This window comes from Microbacterium sp. NPDC087592, assembly GCF_044743585.1.
Classification (GTDB): domain Bacteria; phylum Actinomycetota; class Actinomycetes; order Actinomycetales; family Microbacteriaceae; genus Microbacterium.
Genome location: NZ_JBIUWT010000001.1, coordinates 459,446 through 483,274 on the forward strand (window position 1 = coordinate 459,446; position 23,829 = coordinate 483,274).

24 protein-coding genes are annotated in these 23,829 nt (G+C 69.8%); 13 read left to right on the forward strand and 11 right to left on the reverse strand.

Annotation, left to right across the window (positions count from 1 at the left end; all coding sequences use genetic code 11):
* Positions 1–183: 183 nt before the first annotated feature.
* From ACIOTO_RS02230 to csrA, 12 genes are read left to right on the forward strand one after another with little or no spacing between them, the layout of a single operon-like run.
* Positions 184–435, forward strand: a complete 252-nt coding sequence (locus tag ACIOTO_RS02230; protein WP_105711637.1) for a flagellar FlbD family protein — start codon at positions 184–186, stop codon at positions 433–435.
* Positions 435–1,250 (forward strand): motility protein A, encoded by an 816-nt coding sequence (locus ACIOTO_RS02235; protein WP_029261095.1) that lies wholly within the window; start codon positions 435–437, stop codon positions 1,248–1,250. The genes ACIOTO_RS02230 and ACIOTO_RS02235 overlap by 1 nt, the downstream gene beginning before the upstream one ends.
* Entirely contained in the window at positions 1,247–2,056 is an 810-nt protein-coding gene (locus ACIOTO_RS02240) for a flagellar motor protein MotB (RefSeq protein ID WP_400856226.1), read from the forward strand. The genes ACIOTO_RS02235 and ACIOTO_RS02240 overlap by 4 nt, the downstream gene beginning before the upstream one ends.
* 46 nt (positions 2,057–2,102) lie before the next feature.
* Entirely contained in the window at positions 2,103–3,035 is a 933-nt protein-coding gene (locus ACIOTO_RS02245; protein WP_400856227.1) for a flagellar motor switch protein FliM, read from the forward strand.
* Positions 3,032–3,691, forward strand: coding sequence for a flagellar motor switch protein FliN (gene fliN / locus ACIOTO_RS02250; RefSeq protein WP_400856228.1), 660 nt, complete (start codon positions 3,032–3,034; stop codon positions 3,689–3,691). The genes ACIOTO_RS02245 and fliN overlap by 4 nt, the downstream gene beginning before the upstream one ends.
* 32 nt (positions 3,692–3,723) lie before the next feature.
* The gene (locus tag ACIOTO_RS02255) at positions 3,724–4,188 is read left to right on the forward strand and encodes a FliO/MopB family protein (RefSeq protein ID WP_400856229.1); all 465 of its coding nucleotides are present in this window, start codon (positions 3,724–3,726) and stop codon (positions 4,186–4,188) included.
* The gene (fliP, locus tag ACIOTO_RS02260) at positions 4,185–5,000 is read left to right on the forward strand and encodes a flagellar type III secretion system pore protein FliP (RefSeq protein WP_400856230.1); all 816 of its coding nucleotides are present in this window, start codon (positions 4,185–4,187) and stop codon (positions 4,998–5,000) included. Before ACIOTO_RS02255 ends, fliP begins: the two co-directional genes overlap by 4 nt.
* Complete coding sequence (fliQ, locus tag ACIOTO_RS02265) at positions 4,997–5,269, forward strand: flagellar biosynthesis protein FliQ (RefSeq protein WP_400856231.1); 273 nt, start codon at positions 4,997–4,999, stop codon at positions 5,267–5,269. The genes fliP and fliQ overlap by 4 nt, the downstream gene beginning before the upstream one ends.
* 4 nt (positions 5,270–5,273) lie before the next feature.
* Positions 5,274–6,035: a flagellar biosynthetic protein FliR gene (locus ACIOTO_RS02270; RefSeq protein ID WP_091035054.1), complete on the forward strand. Its 762-nt coding sequence runs from the start codon at positions 5,274–5,276 to the stop codon at positions 6,033–6,035.
* A complete protein-coding gene (locus tag ACIOTO_RS02275) occupies positions 6,032–7,123 on the forward strand; it encodes a flagellar biosynthesis protein FlhB (RefSeq protein ID WP_105711645.1) in 1,092 nt (363 codons plus the stop codon). The genes ACIOTO_RS02270 and ACIOTO_RS02275 overlap by 4 nt, the downstream gene beginning before the upstream one ends.
* A complete protein-coding gene (locus ACIOTO_RS02280; RefSeq protein ID WP_400856232.1) occupies positions 7,120–9,180 on the forward strand; it encodes a flagellar biosynthesis protein FlhA in 2,061 nt (686 codons plus the stop codon). The genes ACIOTO_RS02275 and ACIOTO_RS02280 overlap by 4 nt, the downstream gene beginning before the upstream one ends.
* 4 nt (positions 9,181–9,184) lie before the next feature.
* Positions 9,185–9,436, forward strand: a complete 252-nt coding sequence (gene csrA, locus ACIOTO_RS02285; RefSeq protein ID WP_105711647.1) for a carbon storage regulator CsrA — start codon at positions 9,185–9,187, stop codon at positions 9,434–9,436.
* A gap of 49 nt (positions 9,437–9,485) precedes the next feature.
* Here csrA and ACIOTO_RS02290 read toward each other — a convergent pair whose 3' ends face one another.
* The 11 genes from ACIOTO_RS02290 to ACIOTO_RS02340 form a co-directional block, all read right to left on the reverse strand.
* Positions 9,486–10,625 carry a hypothetical protein gene (locus ACIOTO_RS02290; protein WP_400856233.1) on the reverse strand — a complete coding sequence of 380 codons (1,140 nt, stop codon included), beginning with the start codon at positions 10,623–10,625 and terminating at the stop codon, positions 9,486–9,488.
* Positions 10,622–12,217, reverse strand: a complete 1,596-nt coding sequence (locus ACIOTO_RS02295; protein ID WP_400856234.1) for a sensor histidine kinase — start codon at positions 12,215–12,217, stop codon at positions 10,622–10,624. The genes ACIOTO_RS02290 and ACIOTO_RS02295 overlap by 4 nt, the downstream gene beginning before the upstream one ends.
* 205 nt (positions 12,218–12,422) lie before the next feature.
* Positions 12,423–13,226, reverse strand: a complete 804-nt coding sequence (locus ACIOTO_RS02300) for a response regulator transcription factor (protein ID WP_400856236.1) — start codon at positions 13,224–13,226, stop codon at positions 12,423–12,425.
* On the reverse strand, positions 13,223–13,720 hold the full coding sequence (gene tsaE, locus ACIOTO_RS02305; protein WP_400856237.1) for a tRNA (adenosine(37)-N6)-threonylcarbamoyltransferase complex ATPase subunit type 1 TsaE: 498 nt from the start codon (positions 13,718–13,720) through the stop codon (positions 13,223–13,225). The genes ACIOTO_RS02300 and tsaE overlap by 4 nt, the downstream gene beginning before the upstream one ends.
* The gene (gene alr / locus ACIOTO_RS02310) at positions 13,717–14,823 is read right to left on the reverse strand and encodes an alanine racemase (RefSeq protein WP_400856238.1); all 1,107 of its coding nucleotides are present in this window, start codon (positions 14,821–14,823) and stop codon (positions 13,717–13,719) included. The genes tsaE and alr overlap by 4 nt, the downstream gene beginning before the upstream one ends.
* Positions 14,820–15,179 carry a holo-ACP synthase gene (locus tag ACIOTO_RS02315; RefSeq protein WP_029261110.1) on the reverse strand — a complete coding sequence of 120 codons (360 nt, stop codon included), beginning with the start codon at positions 15,177–15,179 and terminating at the stop codon, positions 14,820–14,822. The genes alr and ACIOTO_RS02315 overlap by 4 nt, the downstream gene beginning before the upstream one ends.
* A 93-nt stretch (positions 15,180–15,272) precedes the next feature.
* Complete coding sequence (gene glmS, locus ACIOTO_RS02320; RefSeq protein WP_091035077.1) at positions 15,273–17,120, reverse strand: glutamine--fructose-6-phosphate transaminase (isomerizing); 1,848 nt, start codon at positions 17,118–17,120, stop codon at positions 15,273–15,275.
* Positions 17,121–17,183: 63 nt separating this feature from the next.
* Entirely contained in the window at positions 17,184–18,137 is a 954-nt protein-coding gene (coaA, locus tag ACIOTO_RS02325; RefSeq protein ID WP_091035079.1) for a type I pantothenate kinase, read from the reverse strand.
* Positions 18,138–18,222: 85 nt separating this feature from the next.
* Positions 18,223–20,322 carry a fibronectin type III domain-containing protein gene (locus tag ACIOTO_RS02330; RefSeq protein ID WP_400856240.1) on the reverse strand — a complete coding sequence of 700 codons (2,100 nt, stop codon included), beginning with the start codon at positions 20,320–20,322 and terminating at the stop codon, positions 18,223–18,225.
* 38 nt (positions 20,323–20,360) lie between these two features.
* Entirely contained in the window at positions 20,361–21,233 is an 873-nt protein-coding gene (locus ACIOTO_RS02335; protein WP_400856242.1) for a fibronectin type III domain-containing protein, read from the reverse strand.
* Positions 21,230–22,717 (reverse strand): dicarboxylate/amino acid:cation symporter, encoded by a 1,488-nt coding sequence (locus ACIOTO_RS02340; protein ID WP_400856243.1) that lies wholly within the window; start codon positions 22,715–22,717, stop codon positions 21,230–21,232. The genes ACIOTO_RS02335 and ACIOTO_RS02340 overlap by 4 nt, the downstream gene beginning before the upstream one ends.
* A gap of 147 nt (positions 22,718–22,864) precedes the next feature.
* Here ACIOTO_RS02340 and ACIOTO_RS02345 point away from each other — a divergent pair, with 147 nt between their 5' ends.
* Positions 22,865–23,809 carry a Ppx/GppA phosphatase family protein gene (locus ACIOTO_RS02345; protein WP_372468651.1) on the forward strand — a complete coding sequence of 315 codons (945 nt, stop codon included), beginning with the start codon at positions 22,865–22,867 and terminating at the stop codon, positions 23,807–23,809.
* The last annotated feature ends 20 nt before the right edge of the window (positions 23,810–23,829 follow it).

The window sequence follows — 23,829 nt, forward strand, 5'->3', positions numbered from 1 at the left end:
CTTCCCTTTAGGTCTTATGGGAAGTTTACTGCGCTTTAGAGCTAATGGGAAGTATCCTGCGCAGATCATGGCCACCCGCTAACGCCAGACGCCCACCGGCCGACAGTCACCTCCGACAGCCCAGGACGGGCCGTCGGGTCCGCGCTCCCCGGAACGCGGACGGATCTTTCCAGGATGGAGCCCATGATCGTCCTCACGCGCCTGAACCGTTCCCGGTTCGCGGTGAATCCCGACCTGATCGAACGTGTCCAGGCAACGCCGGACACGACGCTCATCATGGTCGACGGTGCGACGTTCGTCGTCACCGAGACGATGGACGACGTGATCGCGCAGATCACCCGCTTCCGCGCCGGAGTGCTCGCCGCGGCCGCCGCGATGATCACGGCGGCCGACGACGCCCCCGCAGCTCCCACCGACCCCGAGACGGACCGCTGATGGATCCGTCCCTCATCCTCGGGCTGGTCCTCGCGTTCGGCGCTTTGATCGCCATGATCAACCTCGAAGGCGCGACCATCGGATCGCTGCTGATCCCCGCCCCGATGGTGCTGGTCTTCGGAGCCACGATCGCCGTCGGCATCGCGAGCGGCACCGTGCGCGATGCGCTGCATGCGGTCAAGTCGCTCCCCCGCGCCTTCCGCGGCGAGCGCCGCACCGCGTCGAGCATGATCGACACGGTGGTCGGCTACGCCGAGAAGGCGCGCGCCGAAGGGCTCCTCGCCCTCGAGCAGGGGCTGGAGGACGAGAAGGACCCGTTCCTGCGCCAGGCTCTGCAGAGCATCGCCGACGGCACGGACGCCGAAGACCTGCGAACCCTGCTGGAGGATGAGCTCACCTCGACCGCTGCCCGTAACCGCACCGCCTCACGCTTCTACATGACGCTCGGCGGCTTCGCCCCGACCGTCGGCATCATCGGCACGGTCGTCTCCCTCACGCATGTGCTGGAGAAGCTCGACAAGCCGGACACCCTCGGTCCCATGATCGCGACGGCCTTCGTGGCGACGCTGTGGGGTCTCCTGTCGGCCAACTTCATCTGGCTGCCCATCGGCGGACGCCTCCAGCGTCTCGGCGAGCTCGAGCTCGAACGCATGACCGTGCTCATGGAGGGCATGCTCGCGATCCAGGCCGGCGCCCCGCCGCAGTTCGTCGGAGAGCGCCTGCGCGCCCTCGTGTCCGAGCGCCCCTCCGCCCGCTCGGGCCGTCGCACCCGCACTCGCGCCGCGGAGGAGACGGAGACGGAGCCCGCGTCGTGAGCGTGCGCGCCCGACGCCGAGTACCGCAGGAGGAGCACAGCGGTCCGGACGAGCGGTGGATGGCGTCCTACATGGACATGGTGACCGTGCTGATGTGCATGTTCATCGTGCTGTTCGCGATGTCGACCGTCGACCAGGAGAAGTTCGAGGCTCTCAGCGCGTCACTCGCGACCGGCTTCGGCCAGGAGCCCTCGGAAGACGTGGATGCCGTCACGGGCGTCGTGGTGCCGCCGGAGCTGGTCGAGGAGAAGGGCGAGGACTTCGCCGACATCGAGCTGGCCGCGGCGCAGACTGAGTTCGACGAGCTCTCCGCGCTCCGCGAGCGGCTGCGCACGGTGCTCGCCGACAACGGCCTCGAGGCCGACGTCACCTTCACGATCGACGAGCGCGGCCTCACGATCGGACTCGTCAGTGCCGAGACGTTCTTCACCACGAACAGCACCACCCTCAGCTCGAAGGCCGTGCTGGTGCTCGATGCGCTCGGCTCCGTCCTCGTGACCGCCCCGAACGAGATCTCGGTCGAAGGCCACGCCGACGTCCGCGGATCGGTCGCCCCGTTCCCCACGAACTGGGAGCTCTCGGCCGGTCGATCCACCCAGGTGCTGCGGCACCTCGTCGAGGCGTCCGGGCTCCCGCCGGCGCACCTGAAGTCGGTCGGGTTCGGCGATACCCGACCTGTCGCGGCCGGTTCCTCGCCCGCGGCGCTGGCACAGAACCGGCGCGTCGACATCGTCGTCCTGTCCGATGCGAAGGAGGAGGTGCGAGCACTCATCCCCGAAGCACAGGCCGCGCAGCCGTCCTCCTGACCGTTCCCGCCTAACGCACGTCGATCACCACCCGATAGTCGGGTTCGTGGTGATCGAGGACAGCGTGCGCTCCGACGTGCGCACAGCGACGGCGACGAAGACCGCCGAAGTCGAGGTGTACGACTTCGGCCGTTCGGCGACCCTCTCGCGCGAGCACACCCGCGCCCTCGAGCTGGCCTTCGAGACGTTCTCCCGGCAGTGGTCGGCGCAGCTCTCGGCCAAGATCCACGTGCGTGCCACCATCGCCGTCGAGCATGTCGGGATGCTGACCTACGGCGAGTACGCCGCCTCGCTGCCGACCACGACGACCCTGATCGTGTGCGCGCTGCCCGACTCCGACGAGCGACTCATCGTGCAGCTGCCGACCTCCGCCGCCACGACGTGGATCGTGCAGATGGTGGGAGGACGAGCGTCCGCGACGTCGGAGGACCGCACGTTCACCCCGATCGAGCAGGCGCTGATCCGCTCCCTCATCGTCGACGCGCTCGACCACCTGACCGGCTCGCTGGACGGGTTGCTCCCCTCCGGTGTCACCGTGAGCGGCATCCAGTACAGCTCGCAGTTCGCCCAGGTCGCCGCATCGGGCGAACCGGTCATCGTCGCCCGCTTCTCGATGCGCCTCGCGGGTCGGGCGGTGCCGGTGAGCGTCATGCTGCCGGCGTCGGTGCTCGCCGGCTTCACCGTGCGCACCTCCGACGCCGACCGCGCCGCAGCGCCGGGCCTGGTCCGACGCCAGGTCGAGGTCTCCCCCATCGAGCTCTCGCTGCGTCTGGCCCCGCGCGCCGTGCTCCCCCGTGAGGTGCTCGACCTCGCCGTCGGCGACATCATCTCCTTCCCGCACTCCGCCGATCGCCCGATGCTGCTCGCCGTGGGCGATCAGACCGTCGCCACCGCCGCCGTGGGCAGTGCCGGCGCCCGTCTCGCGTGCGTCGTCGCCACCACCGTCCCCGATCCCGTCTTCGCCGAGGAGCCCGCGTGACCAGCACCACCACCTATGAGTCGGCCGTCGCGGCCGCCTTCGCCGCGTCGTTGCCGACCGCCGCTCCCGTCACCGCCCGCGCCTCGCAGGTGTCCGGGGATCCCGGCGACGCCGTGATCGTGCAGTTCGTCGGCGAGGCGAGCGCGCAGCTCGCCGTGCAGCTCTTCGACGCCGAGACCCTGGTCGATGGGCTCTCCGGAGCGCCCCTCGCCGATCGGCTGCGCGACGCGCTGGAAGCCTCGACGAGCGCCCTGGGAGCCGGCGCGCTCGGTGATGCCGTGATCGGCGATGCCTCTCCGCTCTTCTCGAACCCGACCGCGCAGCTCTTCGACCTGCAGGATGATGCGAATCGCACGGTCGGACGCCTCGCCGTCGTCGTCACCCGCGCTCCGGCGGCGGCATCGAGCTCGACCCGGCGTCTGCACCGCATCGCCGGCGTCGAGATGGAGCTCACGGTCGAGATCGGCCGCACCCGCATGTCGGTGCGCGATGTGCTCGACCTCGAGCCCGGCCGCATCGTCGAGCTCGACCGCTCCGCCGGCGCCCCGGCCGACATCAAGCTCAACGGCCGCATCATCGCGCACGGCGAGGTGGTCGTGGTCGACCAGGACTACGCGGTGCGGATCACCCGCATCCTCGAGAACGTCGAGGCCTGACCCTGGACGACCTCCTGCTCGGCCTGCGGGTCGTGCTCTCGCTCGCCGCCGTGCTCGGGGTGCTGTGGTTCCTGCAGCGCCGCGTCGCGCGCACGCAGGCGCGTCGGCGCGACGGCGAGGTCATCACGGTGCTCGGTCGGCAGGGCGTGGGTCCGAAGGCACAGGTCGTCGTGGTCCAGACCGAGGACGCCCGGTACGTCCTCGGTGTCACCGAGCACGGCGTGAGCGTGGTCGACAAGCTTCCGGTCAAGGCCGCGGCGCAACCCGATGCAGACACCCGCGCCGAGTGGTCGACGGCCACGTCGGAGGCGGCATCCGATGCCGCGGAGTTCGACCGCATCCTCGCCGCCACCGCCCTGACCGAGACGCCCGCGGCATCGCCGACCCGGCCGGCTCCGCAGCGCCGGGTGCGTCATCGGAACGATCCCCTGCGCGGCTCCATCCTCTCCCCCGAAACCTGGCGGCAGACCGCCGAGGCCATCCGGCGCACGCGATGAGCGCGTCCCGTGGGGTCGTCGACGGCCGCGCGCTGCGACGGGTCGCACTGATCCTCCTCGCTGCCTTCGTCCTGGTCGCGGTGCTCACATTGCTCACCGGCACCGCCGCCCACGCCGAGGTCACCCCCGACGACCCGGGCGAGGGCGTAACGATCGACATCAACGGCGTCGACGGCGGCCCCTCGGGTTCGATCCTGACCCTGCTGGGCATCACGCTGCTCTCGGTCGCCCCGGCACTTCTGCTGATGATGTCGTCGTTCACGAAGATCTTCGTCGTGCTGGCGATGACCAGGAATGCCCTGTCGCTGCCCACGATCCCCCCGAACCAGGTGCTGGCCGGGCTCTCACTCTTTCTGTCGCTGTTCATCATGTGGCCGGTGCTGACCGAGATCAACACGGTCGCCGTGCAGCCGTACATCGACGGCACGCTCACCTTCACGCAGGCGATCGACGTCGGCCAGCTGCCGCTCCAGGAGTGGATGCTGCGCTTCACGCGCGAAGAGGATCTGGCCCTGATGACGCGGATGGCGGGGCAGCCGAACCCCGAGGATCCCTCGAGCGTGCCGATGTACACGCTCATCCCGGCGTTCATGATCTCGGAACTCCGCGCCGCCTTCATCATCGGCTTCGTCATCTTCGTGCCGTTCCTCGTGATCGACCTCGTCGTCGCCGCGGCGCTGATGTCGATGGGCATGATGATGCTGCCGCCGGTCATGATCTCGCTGCCCTTCAAGATCCTGCTGTTCATCCTCGTCGACGGCTGGGGCCTCATCATCCGCGCCCTGCTGGAGAGTTACGGGGGTGTCGGATGAGCCCGGAAGCGGTCATCGACATCGGCACCCAGGGCCTGATCATCGCCGCGAAGCTGGCCGCCCCGATGCTCGTCACGGCGCTCGTGGTGGGCTTCGCGATCTCGCTGCTGCAGTCGATCACGCAGGTGCAGGAGGTGACGCTGTCGTTCGTGCCGAAGATCGTCGCCGTCGGCATCGCGCTGCTCATCGCCGGCAACTGGATGATCGCCGAGATGATCGCCTTCACGAACGAGATGTTCGCCCGCATCCCCACCCTGCTGAGCGGGTGACCGCGTGTTCATCCCCATCGACTTCGCGTGGCTCGAGGCGACCATGCTCGCCGCGGTGCGCATCACCGCCTTCATCATGATCGCCCCGCCGTTCTCCTACGGCGCCATCCCGGTGCGGGTCAAGGCGATGCTCGCCATCGGCCTCTCCCTCGCCGTGGGCACCGCGGTCGCTCCCGGCTACGAGAACCTCGACACCGGCCCGTTCCTCGGAGCCCTGGTGCTGCAGGTGCTCACGGGAGCGCTGCTCGGCTTCCTCGTCTTCCTGTGCTTCGCCGCGCTCCAAGCCGCCGGCAGCCTGATCGACGTCTTCGGCGGGTTCCAGCTCGCGCAGGCGTTCGACCCCCACTCGCTCGTGAACGGCGCCCAGTTCACCCGGCTCTTCCACATCACCGCGCTGACACTGCTGTTCGCCTCGGGCGGGTATCAGCTGATCCTCGCCGGTCTCGCCCGGAGCTTCGAGGCGGTGCCGGTCGACGGCATCTTCGAGGTGGCCGGGCCCGCCGAACTCCTCATCGACGGGGTGTCGCAGATGGTCCTCGCCGCCGTGCAGATCGCAGGTCCCCTGGTGCTGGTGCTGTTCCTCGCCGACGTCGGGCTCGGACTGATCACCCGGGTCGCGCCGGCGCTCAACGCCTTCGCGATGGGCTTCCCGGTGAAGATCCTGCTCACCCTGCTGCTGGCCGGTGCCGTGTACGCGGTGCTCCCCGGCATCGTCGACGCCCTCTCCGGGCAGGCGCTGAAGATGATGCAGGGGGTGCATGAGTGAGCGGCACCGACACCGGCGAACGCAGCGAGAAGGCCACCGACAAGCACCTCAACGAGGCCCGCAAGAAGGGGCGCCTCTCGCGCAGCCAGGACCTCACGGCGTGGCTCGGCATCGGGGCCGCGGCGATCGCCATGCCCGCGGCGATCGCCCTCGGCGCAGGCGCCGGGACCGAGCAGCTCCTCACCGTCACCTCTCTGGTGTTCAGCCCCACGCCGGAGGCGGCACTCGGTGCGCTGGAGCGCGGCCTCGGCTCCGTGCTCCCGACCATCGCGGTGATGCTCGCCGCCGTCGCGATCGTCACTCTGATCGGCGCCGTGGTCCAGGGCGGCGTGCATCTGAAACCGCTCACCGGGCGCTTCGAGCAGTTCAACATCGTCAGCGGCATCCGTCGCGTGTTCGGCCTGCAGGCACTGTGGGAGGGCGCCAAGGCTCTGCTGAAGACCGCGGCGATCGGCATCGCGCTCTGGGTGGTCATCGCGGGGCTGATGCCGGTGCTCACCGCCAGCGGCGCCCATTCGATCTCTCGCCTGCTCGGCACGGCGTCCGAGGGCACGGCCGCCCTGCTGCAGACCGCGATCGCCGTCGGTCTGGTCCTCGCCGCGATCGACATGTTCGTCGTGATGCGCCGCAACCGCAAGCACACCCGCATGACCAAGCGCGAGATCCGCGACGAGAGCAAGAACTCCGAGGGCGATCCGCTGATCCGTCAGCAGCGGCGGTCCCGGCAGCTCGCCGCCAGCCGCAACCGCATGATCGCCGCGGTCGCCGGATCGGATGTCGTGGTCGTCAACCCGACGCACATCGCGATCGCCCTCCGGTACGAGCCCGGTCGCGCGGCCCCCAAGGTCGTCGCGAAGGGCAGCGGTGTGATCGCGGAACGCATCCGTGACGAGGCCGTGCGCGCCGGTGTGCCGCTCGTGCGCGAGATCACGCTCGCCCGCGCCCTGCACGCCGCGTGCGAGCTCGGCCAGGAGATCCCCGAAGACCTGTACAACGCCGTCGCGCGCGTGCTGGTGTTCGTCGACGCGCTGCGTCGGCGCGGCGCCGCCCGCGGCATCCACACCCTTCCCTACCGGAGGACCGCATGAGACAGCTGTTCGTCAAGCTCATGGTGCCCATCGGGGTCGTCGGCATCATCATGCTGCTCGTCGTCCCGGTGCCGCCGTTCCTGCTCGACATCCTCATCATCCTGAACATCATGTTCGCACTCGTGATCCTGCTCACGTCGATGTTCGTGAAGAAGCCGCTGGACTTCTCGGTGTTCCCCTCGCTGCTGCTGGTGGCGACGCTGTTCCGGCTCGGGCTGAACGTCGCCTCCACACGTCTGGTGCTCGGGGAGGCGTACGCAGGTCAGGTGATCGAGGCGTTCGGGGCGATCGCCGTCGGCGGCTCGCTCATCATCGGCGCCGTGGTGTTCCTCATCCTCGTCGTCATCCAGTTCGTGGTCGTCACCAAGGGCGCGGAGCGCGTGGCCGAGGTCGGCGCCCGGTTCACGCTCGACGCCATGCCCGGCAAGCAGATGGCGATCGACGCCGACCTCAACGCCGGTCTCATCACCGATGCCGAGGCCCGCGAGCGCCGTGCGGAGGTCGCCGCGGAGGCCGATTTCTACGGCGCGATGGACGGTGCGTCCAAGTTCGTGAAGGGCGATGCGATCGCCGGCCTCGTCATCATCATCATCAACCTCATCGGCGGCATCGCGATCGGCATCGTGCAGCACGGCATGGCGATCGACGAGGCCGTGAGCACGTACAGCCTGCTCACGATCGGCGACGGGCTCGTCACGCAGATCCCGGCGCTGCTCATGGCGGTCTCGACGGGCATGATCGTCACCCGCTCCACGGCCGAGGCCGAGATGGGGACGGCGGCATCGGCGCAGCTCGGGCAGTCCCGCAACGCGCTCATCATCGCGGGATGCGCCGCGATCATCATGTCGCTGATCCCGCACATGCCGATGCTGCCGTTCGTCGCGATCGGAGCCCTCCTGCTGCTCGTCGCGCAGCGCATCAAGGCGAACCAACAGCGGGAGGAGGCGATCGCGGCCCAGACCCCGACGGCCGCTCCGACCGACCAGCCGGAGGAGCTGATCGAGAAGATGCGGGTGCACCCGCTCGAGATCCTCCTCTCGCCCGACATCGTCGATCTGGTCACGGGCGGCCCGGACGACCTCCTGGCGCGTGTGAAGGCGCTCCGCCGTCGGATCGCCCTCGACCTGGGCCTGATCACCCCGCCGGTGCGCACCCGCGACAGCATCGAACTCGCACAGGCGACCTATGTGATCCGCATCGCCGGGGTCGAGACCGGGCGCGGCACGGCACCGATCGGCTCGGTGCTGGCCCTCGGACAGGGCCTGGAGTCCCTTCCGGGTACGGCCACGCTCGACCCGGTGTTCGGGCTGGAGGGCAAGTGGATCCCCCTGGAGATGCGGCACAGCGCCGAGTTCGCCGGGGCCACCGTCATCGACCGGGCCAGCGTCATCATCACGCACCTCTCCAGCGTGATCCACGCCCATGCCGCGCGTCTGCTGAGCCGGGAAGATGTCCGGCAGCTCACCGACGCCCTCAAGCAGGCCTCCCCGGCCGCGGTCGAGGAGCTCACGCCCGCCCTGCTGTCGCTGGCCGAGATCCAGCGCGTGCTCCAGGGTCTCCTCGCCGAGCGCGTGCCGATCAACGACCTGAGCCGGATCTATGAGGCGCTCGCGCTGCGCGCCAGGACGTCGACCGACCCGGAAGGACTGATCGAGGCGGCGCGGGCCGCGCTCGGCCCGGCGATCGCCGCGCGCTTCGCCGACGCGGGCATCCTCCGCGTCGTGATGATCAACCCGCTCCTCGAGCAGGCGATGCTCGAGAACCTGCGTCCCGGCGACGAGGGTACTCAGATCGTCTTCGACCCGCAGCGCATGGAGTCCGTCGTGGAGTCCGTGAAGCAGGCCGTCTCCTCGGTGCGCGAGGGCGGAGAGCCGGTGCTGGTGTGCGCTCCGTCGTTGCGTCCGGCAGTGCGACGACTCGTCTCCGCGCAGACCGACGGCCTCCCCGTGCTCTCCTATACGGAGGCGACGTCCGCCGCGCTCACCATCGAGACGGTCGGTGTCGTCCGTGACGCCGCGGCCCCGTCGATCGGCGCCGTCTCCGCGGCAGTAGGCTGAACGAATGCTGGTTTTGACGAGGCGGATCGGTGAGAGCGTGCGCATCGACGGCGACATCGAGATCACGCTGCTCGAGATCAAGGGCGACAGCGTGCGGATCGGCGTGAAGGCGCCGCGAGAGACGCGCATCCAGCGGACCGAGATCATCGAGGCCGTGGTCGCGGAGAACGTGTCCGCCGCTGCCGAGACCGGCGCCGATGCCGAGGATGCGATCGTCGCCGCCCTCGCCCGTGGCCGCGAGTCGCGCCCGTCCTGACCCGCATACGGACGGAGGATCGTCGTCCGCCGTCGACGACCTCAACCTCTCAGGCGACCGTCGCGTCGGCCTCGGCCGCTCGCTTCCACTGATCGCCACCGGCCTCTCGTGCCCGCGCCGCCGCCCGTCCTGCAGCGGCCACCAGCACGTCGTAGTCGTAGCCGCAGGTGTCGGCCGTGGCCCAACCGATACTGGCGGAGGCGCGGACGCCACCGACGGCCCGGTCATGGTCGATGTCGGAGATCCGGCTCAGCACCGCCCTGACATGGAACCTGACCGCTTCATCGCTCGCACGGATCACCACGACGGCACGGTCGTCGGCGATGCGCTCGGCATCGGCCAGCGGCGGGAGCGCCTCCTGGATGTCGTCGTGGAAGCGATCGACGATGCGTGCGAACTCCGAGCCCGACATCGCCTCGCGGAGGTCGGCGGGGTCGTCCAGACGCACCTCGAGAATCGACCAGCCGTGGTCGTTCTGCACCTCGGCCTTCCGGAGCCGCCGACGGGCGCGCTGCGCGACCCCATCCGTCTCGGCGGGTCGGGACTCCCCCGCCCGCACCAGCAGCACGAGCGTGAAGGCCGCGCAGGTCGACACCGCGATGGTGCCGACGGCGTTCATGCCGCGCAGTGCGTCCAGCTGTTCCGCGGAGCTCGCCGTGCCGATCGTGAGCGCACTGACCGCGCTGGCGACCGACACGATCACGAAGCCGCAGGACGCCAGCGCGAGCGGGAGAATGATGTCCCGCGAGACCGGCTGCCTGCGCAGCAGCTCGTAGGCGACGAGACCGGCGAAGACGCCGCTGCCGACGAAGACGAGGTTGAAAGCGGACAGATACCAGGGCGAGTCCGATGTCGCGACGAGCAACACGGGAGCGACGGCCACGAACACCACCACGATCCACCAGGGAGCGCGTCGTCCGAGGTGCACCCGCAGACCGATCCAGATCAGCGGTTCGAAGCAGAGCAGCAGCGCCGATGCCGCACTGCGAAGCGGCTGGAAGTCGTTCTGGTGCCCCGCGAGCCAGAGGTACGCACCGAGCATGCCGAGCCCGAACGCGGCACCCCAGATCACCGTCGCCCGCGATGGGCGGGCGAGTGTGGCGAGGCCGAGCACCAGCACCGTCAGGACGGTGACGACCGCGACCATGCTCGTGGTGATGTCGACGTTCACGGGCACGAGAGGCGTCATGCCTGCACCTCTTTCTTACGACGGCGGGGAAAACGGAGTGTGACGGTGGTGCCCTGCCCCACCTCGCTCGTGACCTCGATGGTGCCCTCGTGGGCGACCACGATCTCGCGGGCGATGCCCATGCCGAGACCGGTGCCGGCGATGCCGCCGCGGATGGCGGCGTCGGAACGGAAGTACGGTTCGAACAGCCGGGGCAGCTCATCCGGCGCGATGCCCATGCCCGTGTCGGAGAGGACGAGCTCGGCCTGCGCACCCATCGCCCGCAGCCGGGCCGTGATGCGCCCACCGGAGGGCGTGTACTTGACGGCGTTGCTGAGCAGATTGTCGAGCACCTGACGCAGCCGGAAGGCATCCCCGTGGATGATGAGGGCATCCACGCCGACGATTTCCAGCACCTGGCGATTCACCGCGATCAGCGGCGCAGCGGATGCGGCGGCGGCATCGAAGATCTGACGAAGGTCCACAGGCTCGAACGGGTCCTCGGTCGGCGGCACGGTCTGGTCCAGCATGGTCGTCACGAGCTCCTGCATCCGCTCTCCGGCATTGGCGATGACCTCGAGCTGCGCGGGGACCCGGCCCGGCAGATCCTCGCGCTCGCGCAGCAGGTCGACGTGGCCGACGATCGCGGTGAGGGGATTGCGCAGCTCGTGGGAGACGATCGCGGTGAGTGCGCGGCGCTCCTCTGCTGCTTCGAGGAGCATCGTGACGTCGTCGATGACGACGAGCGTGATCTGGTCGCGCGCCTTCGCGCTGGCCACCGTCTGCGTCGTCACCTCCAGCGCACGCCACTTGCCGGTGCCGTCGAAGAGCCACACGCGCTCGTCCTGCAGCTGCTCGCCGGCGGCCGCCCTGGCGAGGGTCGTGCGCTCAGGGGGCACGGTCGCGCCGCGCCGTCCGTCGTACTCCACGGCCGCCGTGGGCAGTGCGGCTCCGAAGCGATCCCGGCCGTACAGCACCCGGTAGGCATCGTTCATCTGCAGGATGCGTCCCTCCGCCGTGACCACGACGAGGGCCACCCCGAGCGCATCGATGATCTGCGTCACCCGCTGCTGGTTGGTCTCGGCACGCTCCGCTGCGCGGTTGATCTGCTCGGAGCGACGCTGGAGGAGCCGCCGGGAGGCACGCGCCCGCTGCGCCCCGATGCGAACCGTCACCCCGAGGAAGCCGAGCGTGATGATGGCGGTGAGCACGCGCAGCAGAACGTCGGCCGGCGTGCCGGTGCGATCGGAGAACACCACCAGACAGAGGCCGATGAAGGCGATGCCTCCCACCACCCACGGCATGGTGAAGTACGACGCCAGCCACACGACCGGGAAGACCCACAGGAACCCGAGCCGCAGGTCGGGAGCGTTGGTGGTCAAGCCCACCGCGAGCGCGTCGAGGAACGGCACGACGGTCACCGCGTTCGGTGGGAGGCGGTGCCACGGGACGAGCAGCGTCGCGATGGTCGTGACGACGATCAGCGTGATCCCCGCGAGGAAGAAGGGTATGCCGAGAGTCTGCGGCTTGAAGGCTGCGACCATCACGACGATCGCCACCATGCTGCCGGTGAAGACCAATTGCCAGCGCCAGATCGACACGGTACGGATCATCGACGCTCGCCCTCCCCCAAGAACCTCAGCTTTACCGCAAGATTACTCAAAGATCGCGGGTGCCAGCTCTTCAGGCGTCCCCGCAGCCCTAGCATTCTGAGTGGGGCCGACACTGCGACTGGGGAACAACGCAGACGCTGGGGCCACGCGAATGGGGATTCGCAGGCACCGGGGCCGCGGCTGGGGAGCCGCGGCCCCGCCCCAGTCAGGTCGCCGTGTCATCGGCAGGAGCGAGGCGATAGCCCACACCGCGCACTGTTTCGATGTAGCGCGGTCGCGCAGAGCTGTCGCCGAGCTTGCGCCGCAGATTCGCGATGTGCGTCTCGATCGCGCGCTTGTCGGGCTCGCTCACGTAGTCGGTGGAGCCGTCGGGAGCGCCGCGCAGCCCGCGCGCGAGGTCCGCTTTGCTGCGCACCCGGAGTTTCGCTTCGAGGATGGCGGCGAGCAGGTCGAACTCAGTGGGTGTGAGGTCGATCCGCTTCTGCCCGATCAGCACGAGCCGCGTGTCCAGGTCGACGCTGAGGTCGCGGTGCACCAGGCCCCGCCAGGTCAAGACGGTGGCGCCTTCCGTCCCCGGCTCGTGCACGACGGCCGGGGCCGGCGTCGGGCCCGGGCGCGTGTCGACGATCCGGGGGCGCCGGAGGAGCGCCTCGATCCGCGCGCGCAGCTCTCGCGGCCGGAACGGCTTCACGAGGTACTCGTCCGCACCGGAGGTGAGCCCGAGGACCACGTCCGACTCGTCGGAGAGCGCGGACAGCATGATGACGAACGTGTCGCTCACCCGGCGGATGCGCCTCGCGACCTCGAACCCGTCGATGCCGGGGAGATTGATGTCGAGGGTCGTGATCACCGGCTGGTGTTCCTCGATCGCGGCGATGCCCTCCGGCCCGGAACCGGCGAGGTGGGTCTCGAAACCGGCGGCGAGGAACACCTCGTCCAGGAGCGAGCGCACACCCGGGTCGTCTTCGATGATGACGGCGACGAGCGGCGGGCGCACAGCCGCCGTCACGTGATGCCCTCGCGCACGATCGTGACGATCCGCGGAGCGTCGGCGTCGAGCTCTGCGGGGTCGAGCTCTGCGCGGTCGAGGTCGGAGGCACCGACCGGCCGCTCGAGCTCGATGTCCCACCACGAATCGGCGAGCTCTTCGGCCATGCCGCGTCCCCACTCGATTACGACCACCGAATGCTCCAGGTCCAGGTCGAGGTCGTCGAGCTCCGCAGCGGAGCCCAGGCGGTAGGCGTCGACGTGCACGAGCGGAGCCCGGCCGGTGAGCGACGGATGCGTGCGCGCGATCACGAAGGTCGGACTCTGCACGGGTCCGCGCACCCCGAGCCCCTCGGCGAGGCCGCGGGTGAAGGTGGTCTTCCCGGCGCCGAGAGGGCCGGTGAGGATGAGCAGGTCGCCCGCCTCCAGCTGCTCGCCGATGCGGAGGCCCAGCTGCTCCATCGCCTCGGTCGTCGCGATCTCCCGCCGGCCGAGGAAGGCCGGGTCGACGCTCATGATGCCCGCCGGGGGACGCGGGGACCGATGCGCGTGACGATCTCGTAGTTGATGGTGTCGGCGGCCGCAGCCCAATCGGCGGCGGAGGGCACCCCGAGCGTGGGGTCGCCGAAGAGCACGACCTCGTCGCCGATCGAGACCGGGGTGTCGCCGACGTCGACGACGAACTGATCCATCGCGATCCGCCCGACGTTCACGAAGCGGCGTCCGGCGATCGAGACGGGGAGTCGCCCGGAGGCATTCCGCGGCACACCGTCGGCGTATCCGAGCGGCACGAGGACCAGCGTCGTGTCCCGGTCGGTGCGGTGGTCGTAGCCGTACGAGACGCCCGTGCCCGCCGGCACTCTGCGCACGGCGGCGATCGCTCCGCGGAGGGTCATGGCGGGTCGCAGCCCGAGTTCGGCGGAACTGCGGTCGTCGAAGGGGGACAGGCCGAACAGGCCGACCCCGATGCGCACGGCGTCGAGTCGCATCTCGGGCAGGTCGATGGCGGCGGCCGTGGCGGCGATGTGGCGGATCTCCGGGTGGATGCCGAAGGATGCGGCCGCGGCGACACCTTCCTCGAACTTCGCGAGCGCGGCCCTGTCGTCGTCTGCCGAGGTGTTCGAGAGGTGGCTGAACAGCCCGACGATGCGCAGCCGTCCGATGCGTTCGAGGCGCGCGGCCTCGGCGAGCACACGCCCCCAGTCGGCCGGGGCGATGCCGTTGCGTGACAGCCCGGTCTCGAACTTCAGGTGCACGCCCACCGGGCGGTCGACTGTGGCCGCCGCGGCAGCCGCTTCGAGCTGGTCGAACGAGGAGATGCCGAGCTCGATGTCCTGCGCGGCCGCGTGCTCGAACCTCTCCCCCGGCGCGTGCAGCCACGCCATGAGGGGCGCGTGCACGCCCTGCCTGCGCAGTTCGAGCGCCTCGGGGATCTCGGCGACGCCGAGGCGCGTGGCACCCGCCGAGAGCGCGGCTACAGCGGCGGCCGCGGCGCCGTGCCCGTAGGCGTTGGCCTTGACGACGGCGATGACCTCGACGCCGGTGAGTCGGCGGAAGTGCCGCACGTTGTCGGCGATCGCGTCGAGATCGATGGACGCCTCGCGGAAGGGGACGGTCACAGCGGGGCTCCTTCGGCGACGACGAACGCCGCGGCCAGGCCGGCGTCATGGGTGAGGGTCAGATGCAGAGTACGGATGCCGCGCTCCTCGACGACCGCGGCGGTCGAACCGGTGAGGACGAAGTGCGGGCGTCCCGACGGCTCGGAGGCGATCTCGATCTCGGTCCAGTGCACTCCGTCGGAACCGCCCAGCGCCTTGATGAGCGCCTCTTTGGCGGCGTATCTCGCGGCGAGCGAGGGAAGGCGCAGCGTTCGCTCGGAGGGGGCGAAGAGCCGCTCCCTGAGGCGGGGCGTTCGGGTCATCGTCCGTTCGAATCGCGGGATGTCCACGAGGTCGATGCCGGTGCCGATGATCACCCGTTCAGCCTAGCGAGCATGCGTCGCATAGGAATCGTGCGAATGGCCTCGTCTCCGTGGAAACAAGGCCATTCGTGCGACGTGAAGACGGGACTACTCGACCGTGACCGACTTCGCGAGGTTGCGGGGCTGGTCGACGTCGAGTCCCTTGGCGGTGGCGAGTGCCATCGCGAAGATCTGCAGCGGGACGACGGCGAGCAGCGGCTCGAACATCGCGCCGGCCAGGGGGATGTGGATGACCTCGTCGGCGAACGGCAGCACGGCCGCGTCGCCCTCTTCGGCGATCACGATCACCCGGGCGCCGCGAGCGCGGATCTCCTGGATGTTCGAGACGACCTTCGAGTGCACGAGCGCGGAGTGACGCGGCGACGGCACCAGCACGAACACCGGCTGTCCCGGCTCGATGAGCGCGATCGGCCCGTGCTTGAGCTCGCCGGCGGCGAAGCCCTCGGCGTGGATGTACGAAATCTCCTTGAGCTTGAGCGCGCCCTCGAGCGCGATCGGGTAGCCCACGTGGCGACCGAGGAACAGCACCGAGCGGGTGTCCGCCATCCAGCCGGCGAGCTGCGTCACGTGCTCCTGCTCGCTCTCGAGGACCTTCGCGATCTTCTCCGGGAGAGCTGCGAGCTCGGCGACGTCGGTCGACGCGTCGGCGATCGCTCCGCGCACACGGCCCATGTGCAGGCCGAGCAGCAGCAGCGCGGTGATCTGCGCCGAGAACGCCTTGGTCGACGCGACGGCGACCTCGGGGCCGGCGTGGGTGTAGACGACGGCATCCGACTCGCGGGGAATCGTGGCGCCCTGCGTGTTGCAGACCGACAGCGTGCGTGCGCCGCGCTCGCGGGCGTACTTCACGGCCATCAGCGTGTCCATGGTCTCGCCGGACTGGCTGATCGAGACGACGAGGGTGTCGGCGCCGATCACCGGGTCGCGGTAGCGGAACTCGTGCGCGAGCTCGACGTCGACCGCGACGCGCGCCCACTGCTCGATCGCGTACTTGCCGACGAGAGCCGCATAGGACGCGGTGCCGCAGGCGGTGATGATGATGCGGTTGATGCCGATGAACAGCTCGTCGAGTCCGTCGAGCTCGGGGATGACGACCTGGCCGTCCTGGATGCGACCGCGGATCGTGTTCGCGACGGCCTCGGGCTGCTCGGAGACCTCTTTGGCCATGAAGCTCGACCATCCGCCCTTCTCGGCGGCGGCGGCGTCCCACGACACGTCGAACGGCTCGGCCTCGACGGGCGTGCCGGCGAAGTCGGTGACCGTGACGGCCTCCGGCGTGATCGAGACGATCTGGTCCTGTCCGATCGACAGCGCCTTGCGGGTGTATTCGATGAAGGCGGCGACGTCGGAGCCGAGGAAGTTCTCGCCCTCGCCGAGTCCGATCACCAGGGGCGAGTTGCGGCGAGCGCCGACCACGAGACCGGGGTGGTCCTGGTGCATGGCCAGCAGGGTGAACGCGCCCTCGAGGCGGTTCACGATGCTGCGGAAGGCCAGCTGCAGGTCGCCACCGTTGCCGGCGTACTCCCGTCCGAGCAGGGCGGCTGCGACCTCGGTGTCGGTCTCGCTGCGGAACACCACGCCATCGGCGAGCAGTTCCTCACGCAGGGCCGAGAAGTTCTCGATGATGCCGTTGTGGATCACCGCGAGCTTGTCGTCGTCGGCCAGGTGCGGGTGCGCGTTGACGTCGGTCGGTCCGCCGTGCGTCGCCCAGCGGGTGTGACCGATGCCGGTCGACCCGTCTGGCAGCGGCGCGTCGGCGAGCGAGTCGCGCAGCATGGCGAGCTTGCCCGCCTTCTTGCGCATGCCGAGCGAGCCTTCGCCGTCGATCACGGCGACGCCCGCGGAGTCATAGCCGCGGTACTCGAGGCGGGCAAGACCGGCGAGAAGGATGTCCTGGCTGGGGCGCGGGCCCACGTATCCGACGATTCCACACATGCGATCAAGAGTAAGGCGGGTTTTTTGCGAGTCGTCCGTACATTCTCTCGCCCCGAACGGCGCTCAGAGTTTGCGCAGCAGCACGGTCTCCACGTCGTGATCCGCGCCCTTGCGCAGGACCAGTCGCGCACGGTGCCGCGTCGGCATCACGTTCTCGACGAGGTTGGGCATGTTGATCTCATTCCAATATCCGAGCGCAGTGGTGATCGCCTCCTCGTCCGTGAGGTGTGCGAACACGTTGAAGTAGGACGACGGATTGGCGAACGCGGCCTGGCGGAGGGCGAGGAAGCGGTCGACGTACCACTTCTCGATGTGCGAGGTGTCGGCGTCGACGAAGATCGAGAAGTCGAAGAGGTCGCTCACGGCGACGTCGTTCGGCGCGGGCGGCGGCTGCAGGACATTGAGTCCCTCGACGATGACCACGTCGGGACGACGCACGACGACGTTGGCGTCCGGCACGATGTCGTACCGCATGTGCGAATAGAAGGGAGCGCGCACCTCGGTGGCGCCGCTCTTCACGTTCGTGAGGAACTCGATCAGCGCGCGGCGGTCGTACGACTCCGGGAAGCCCTTGCGGTCCATGATCCCGCGGCGCTCGAGTTCGGCGTTCGGGTAGAGGAAGCCGTCGGTGGTCACCAGCTCGACGCGCGGAGTGCCGGGCCAACGGCTCATGAGCTCGCGCAGCAGGCGCGCGATGGTCGACTTGCCGACCGCGACCGATCCGGCGACGCCGACGACGAACGGGGTGGTGGTGTCGTCCTCCTGGAGGAACGACGACGTGGCCGCCCCCAGACGCTTGGTGGCGGTCGCGTAGAGGCTGAGCAGGCGACTCAGCGGCAGGTAGACCTCGCGCACCTCGGTGAGGGAGAGCCGGTCGCCGATGCCGCGCAGCTCCACGACCTCGGTCTCGGTGAGGGGCTGCTCGAGTCCGGCGGCGAGCCGGGCCCATTCCGCGCGGCCGATCTCCCGATAGGGCGACAGCGGCAGCGTGGGGTCGACGGTGGTCACGGAGTACATCGTATCCGCGTGCTCGCACGCGGGATGCGCCGGACGCCCCTTCCCCCGCGGGAGGGAAGGGGCGTCCGGATGCGACGTGCGTGCGTCAGGATGCCGACGCAGCGCGACGTCGGGCCACCAGCAGACCGCCGGCGCCGAGCAGGACCAGGGCGGTCACGCCGCCGGCGATCAGCAGCCCGGCATCAGCTCCCGTGTTGGCCAGCCCCGATGCGCCCAGCGTCACGGAGGTGCGAGCCACCTCGACGCCGTCGACGAACACGACGACCGCGTGGCCACCGGCCGGGACGGATGCCGGGATCGTGGCGTTCAGCGCGAACGTGCCGTCGGCCGCGGCGGTCGTGCTGCCGAGCACCGTGGGCGTGGAGTGCAGCTCGATGCGAACGGCGTCGGAGTCGGGGTCGACCCCTTCACCCTCGACCCTGATCTCGCCGCCGGGACGCAGGTCGCCGGTGACGGTGACCGAGGCATCCCCCGCTGCGGGAAGCTCCCCCTCCTCGCCGCCGGGCTCGCCCCCGCCGGGCTGGTCGCCGCCCACGGCGACGGAGGCGGTGGCGGAAGCGGGCGAGCTCCCGATCTCGTTCCGCGCCGTCACCGACGCCGTGTGGGTGCCGACCGGGACCCCGGTGAAGGTGTGGCTGGTGACGCCCGCCGCGGTGTCGACGGTGGTGGAGCCGAGCGTGACGGAGTATCCGGTGAGCGGCGATCCGCCGTCGGATGCCGGGGCGGCCCAGCTGACCGTGACGGCATCGCCCACGGCGGTCACCGTCGGAGCCGACGGCGTTGCGGGAGCGGTCGCCACGGGCTCGACCTCGAGACCGAAGAACTGATCGAGCTTCGCGAGCGCCTCATCGGCGAACGCGAGGTTCGTGAGGCGACCGGCCTCGTACTGCTCATCGGTCTGGTTCGGGCGCTTCGCGGGGCCCTGCAGGTCGGAGATCCACCACCATTCGGTCATGTACTCGCGGAAGCCCGCCTCACCGTTGTCCTGGATCCAGTTCTTCGTGATGGGGGCGGCCGTGGCGGAGCCGTCGTAGTCGAAGAGGTACGGAACCTGCAGCTTGCGGGCTGCCACCTTGTCCGCCGCGGTGTCGCCGCCCGGGTGGTACTCGACCCGCTGGCCGGCGCTGCCGTTCAGGACGTACTGGGTCTGCAGGTTCGGGAGGTGCTTCTGCACCAGGTCGCCGTAGAGGTGCGCGATCGACGAGTTGGTGTCGCGGATGTGAGCATTCGCCCCGCTCCAGCCGTCGAGGCGCAGGTCGAACACGTACACGGTCTGCACGCCGGACTCCGCGGCCTTGTGGTTCACGTCGCGGATCACGGCGCGGGTGTTGTGGCACCAGGTGCCGCCGAACAGGATCGTGTGCTCCCCGTCCGACTCGAGCAGGTCCACGAGCTCGGGGTACGTGATCGACTGCAGCACGAAGTCATCGGCGTCGGCGTCCGTGAAGATGGTCTCGCCGTACGCGGTGAGGTTGGTGCTGTACGCCGCACGGTGGCGGGAGTTGACCGCGGTCGAGAAGAACTCGTACTGCGACTGGGTGTCCAGCGTCGCCTGGCCGTTCACCGCGACGGCCTCGAACACCGATGCAACCTTCTGGCGGTACCCGTCCGTCGCCGCCGAGGTGGTGTCCTCACTGCCGCCGAGCGACGAGACGATGCGGTCCTCGACGCCCTCCACGCGGCGGTCGCCGTCGTAGACGAAGAGGTAGGGGTCGGTGCCTGCGCCGAACTCGGGGGTCGTGTCCTTGTTCAGGTACCCGTCGACGAGGCGCGTGTAGAGCGCGCCCGCAGCCTCGCCGGTGACCCCCGTGACGAACGTCCGGATGTCGACGGAGGCGCCGTCCAGCAGCGGATCGAACGTGTAGATCGCGTCGACGCCGTACTGCTGAGCGACCTGGTCGATCTGCGCCGCGGTGGCGACGGTGGTCGGATCGCTCGGACCGCCGAGGAGGAACGCGTAGGTGCCGTCGCTGTTGAGGAGGCTCTCGAACCGCTCGAACGTCACGGACTCGAAAACCGAGCCGGCGCGGAGGCCCGGGATGGTGTCGGCGAAGTAGTCGAACGTCGGGGTGGGGACCGGGGCGGCTGCTGCCGGGAGGGCCGTGAGACCCGCGGCTCCGCCCGCGACGAGCGCCGCGATGACGGACCCCGCGGCGAGACGTCTGCCTCGTGCTGTTCTGGACATGATGAAGGTTTCCTGTTCTCGGTACGTGTGTGTTGGGGTCAGAGGATGGGCGTGCCGTCGTCGGATGCCGCGGCCGGGACGGTCGCTGTCGCGCTGGAGCGACGACGCAGCCACCACCAGGTGAGCAGCCCGCCGGCGACGACGACGATGCCGCCGAGCGTCAGCGGCGCCGCCAGGGGGATCTCGGCTTCCACGGGCGCTTCGGCGGTGACGGTCGCAGCGGTCTTCGCCGTCTCCGCCTCCTCGCCGGCGATCTCCACGCCCGCGATCGACTCGGACGCCGGAGAGTCGCCCACGGCGTTCGTCGCGATCAGCGTGAGGTCGTACGTGCCCTCACCGAGTTCGATCTCGTACTCGGTGGCATCTGCCGGAAGGGCGATCGGCGTGCCCTCGTTCAGGACCAGCTTGTAGCCGGTGAGCGCGGAGCCGCCGTCGGCCGGAGCCGTCCAGGCGAGGGAGAGCGTCGTTCCGTCGATCTCGTGGGAGAGGCCGGTCGGAGCCGTCGGAACTGTGGCCGCGACCGCCGCCCTCTCCGGGGTCGTGCTCGTGCTCGTGTTCGTGGTCGTGGAGTTCGACGTACCGGCCGCCGGCTTGTCGTTGCCCGTCGCGGGTGGCTGCGCGGGCTTGGGCGCCGGAGCGGGGGCCGGGGCCGGCTTGGGCGCCGGAGCGGGAGCCGGCGCGGGCTTGGGCGCGCCGCCGCCGCCGGAGACCGCCGCCGGGGGTGCCTCCACCGTGGAGTCGTAGGGGTAGCCGCCGAGGCCCTCGCAGGCTCCCAGGTCGAAGTTGATCGAGCACAGATCGCAGACGTCGCCCGCGGCGTGCGCAGCCGTCGGGATCGCGATCGGGGCGAGCAGGAAGGCGGCGGAGACCGCGAGGGCGGACAGTACGCGGGAACGGCGGACGGATTTCATCGGGAGACTCTCTCGTGGATCGGACGGGCGGCGGGCAGCTCGCACTGCCCGAGGGGGAGGTCGGCGGGGACGCCGAGGTCGGAGACGACGGGTGTCGGGCCGGTCTGCGCACGTCGACGCTCCCGCCGCGATGCGGGCTCTGCCGGAGCCTCGACGGGCGGCCGTTCGCCGCGGAAGACGGCGTCGTCGAGCACGCCCAGGCGGCGTGCCACGATGGTCGCCGCCGTGGCCGCCGCGGTGACGTTGGCCATCGTCGATGCGGTCCCGGCGACCGCGCTGATCGGGATGAGGACGACCAGCACCTCGATGGGAAGACCGGAGGCGCTGAGCACCGCGGTGGCGGTGATGATGGCGGTGCCCGGGACCCCGGCGGTGCCGATCGAGACCAGCAGGCAGAGGAGTGCGAGGGCGACGTAGTCCCACACCGAGTACTCGATGCCGAGGACGTTGATCGAGAAGACCGCGACGATGATCGGCCAGATGCCCGCGCACCCGGGCATCCCGATGGTCGTGCCGATCGGAGCGGTGAACGCGGCCACGTCCTCGGGCACGCCGACCTTGCGGGTGAGGGTGGGGATGGTCAGCGGGAGCGTCCCCACACTCGACTGGGTCGTGAACGCCGTGTACTGGGCGGGGGTGAGGAGGCGGAACCACCGGATCGGGTTCACGTCGGCGAAGACTCGCAGCAGCACGCCGTTCACGACGTAGGCGTCGATGAACGCGATCCCGAGTGCCAGCACCAGAACGAGCGCCAGCGCCAGCACGGTCTCGATGCGCGTGACGGCGGTGGCCGTCGTCGTGGCGACGAGGGCGAGGACCGCATACGGAGTGAGCTCGATGATGAAGCCCACCGCGGTCATGATGACCTTCTTGGTGCCGTCGATCACGCTCTTAAACGAGCGCAGGTTCGGGTCGTCGCTCCGGTTGGCGACCAGGTAGGCGACGGCGAAGAGCAGGGCGAACAGGATGATGCCGGTGATGTTGTTGCCGACGAAGTCGCCGGCGATGTTCGAGGGGAAGAGTCCGAGCAGCACCTCGTCGAGCGGCTTGATCAGCCCGGTGAGCGTGTCGCCGCTGCCCTCCTGCAGATCGAGCTGCACTCCCTGCCCGAGGCCGACGCTCAGCGCGATGGCGAGGGTGAGGACGATGGCGATCGCGTTGGTGAGGAGCAGCCAGAAGGCGCTCGACAACCCGATCGTGCGCAGCTTCACGGCCGATCCCAGCGAAGTGACGCTGGACAGGATCGAGATGAAGATCAGCGGAGCCACGATCGCCGTGATCACCTGCACGTAGAGGTCCCCCAGAACGGCGACGTACTCGAGGCCGTCACGGAACCCGATGCCGATCCCGATGCCGACGCCCAGGGCGATCAGGACGAGCGAGGTGAATCCCGCGCCGCGGCGACGGAGCAACGCGATGCCGACGAACGCGACGAGGGTGACGGTGAGCGCTGCGATGGGCAGGAGGACGGCGCTATCGGGCATGGCGCGAGATTATCGATCTGCTGTGAGTCGCCTTTCGGGCGGGTCGATCTGTTGCCATGTGTGACGAACCGTGTCGGCGCCCTGTTTCCGAGGTCGGCCGTACGATACGAGCGCGATGGCGGCTCCGGGCGCGAGTAGTCTCTTCCCGTGCGCCTGGGAGTCCTCGACATCGGATCCAACACCGTCCACATGCTGGCGGCCGACGTCCGCCCCGGTGGACGTCCGCTCGCGACGACGAGCGACAGGACGGTGCTGCGCCTCATGCGCTATCTCACGCCCGACGGGGCGATCTCGGAAGAGGGCGTGGTCGCGCTCGAGGCCGCGGTGGCCCAGGCGCGTCGCGTCGCCGAGACGGAACGGGTCGATGCGCTGCTCGCGACGGCCACGAGTGCGGTGCGCGATGCGCGCAACGGAGCCGACGTGATCGCGCGCATCGAGGCGGCTCTCGGGCAGCCGCTGCAGGTGCTCGACGGCGAGACCGAGGCCGAGCTGACGTTCCTCGCCGTGCGCCGCTGGGTCGGATGGTCGGCGGGGCAGCTGCTGCTCCTCGACATCGGCGGGGGCTCGCTGGAGATCGCCGCGGGCGCGGAGGAGATGCCCGATGCCGCGGCATCCGTCCCCCTCGGCGCCGGACGCATGACCGTGCAGTTCCTGCCGAACGACCCGCCCGGTGAGGCCGACGTCGAGAAGCTGCGCACCCACGCCGCCGAGACGCTCGCCACGGTCCTGCCGCAGTTCGCCGCGCTGCCCCGGCCTGACCACGTCGTCGGCTCGTCGAAGGCCATCCGCTCGCTGGCACGTCTGGTCGGTTATCCGGCGCCCGGATGGTCGGGGACCGAACGGATGCTGCTCCCCCGGGCCTCGCTCGGCTCGTGGATCCCTCGGCTGGCGCGGCTACCCGCGTCGGCCCGACAGGAGCTCCCCGGCATCACCCCGGATCGCACGTTCCAGATCGTGGCCGCGGCGGTGTCGCTGCATGCCGCGATGACGGCGCTGAAGGTGGAGGAGCTCGAGGTGTCGCCGTGGGCGCTGCGTGAGGGCGTGCTGCTGCGCTACATCGAGCAGCTGAGTTGGAGCGACGCCCGAAGCTGAGAGTCGCGCCGGGGCGCCGC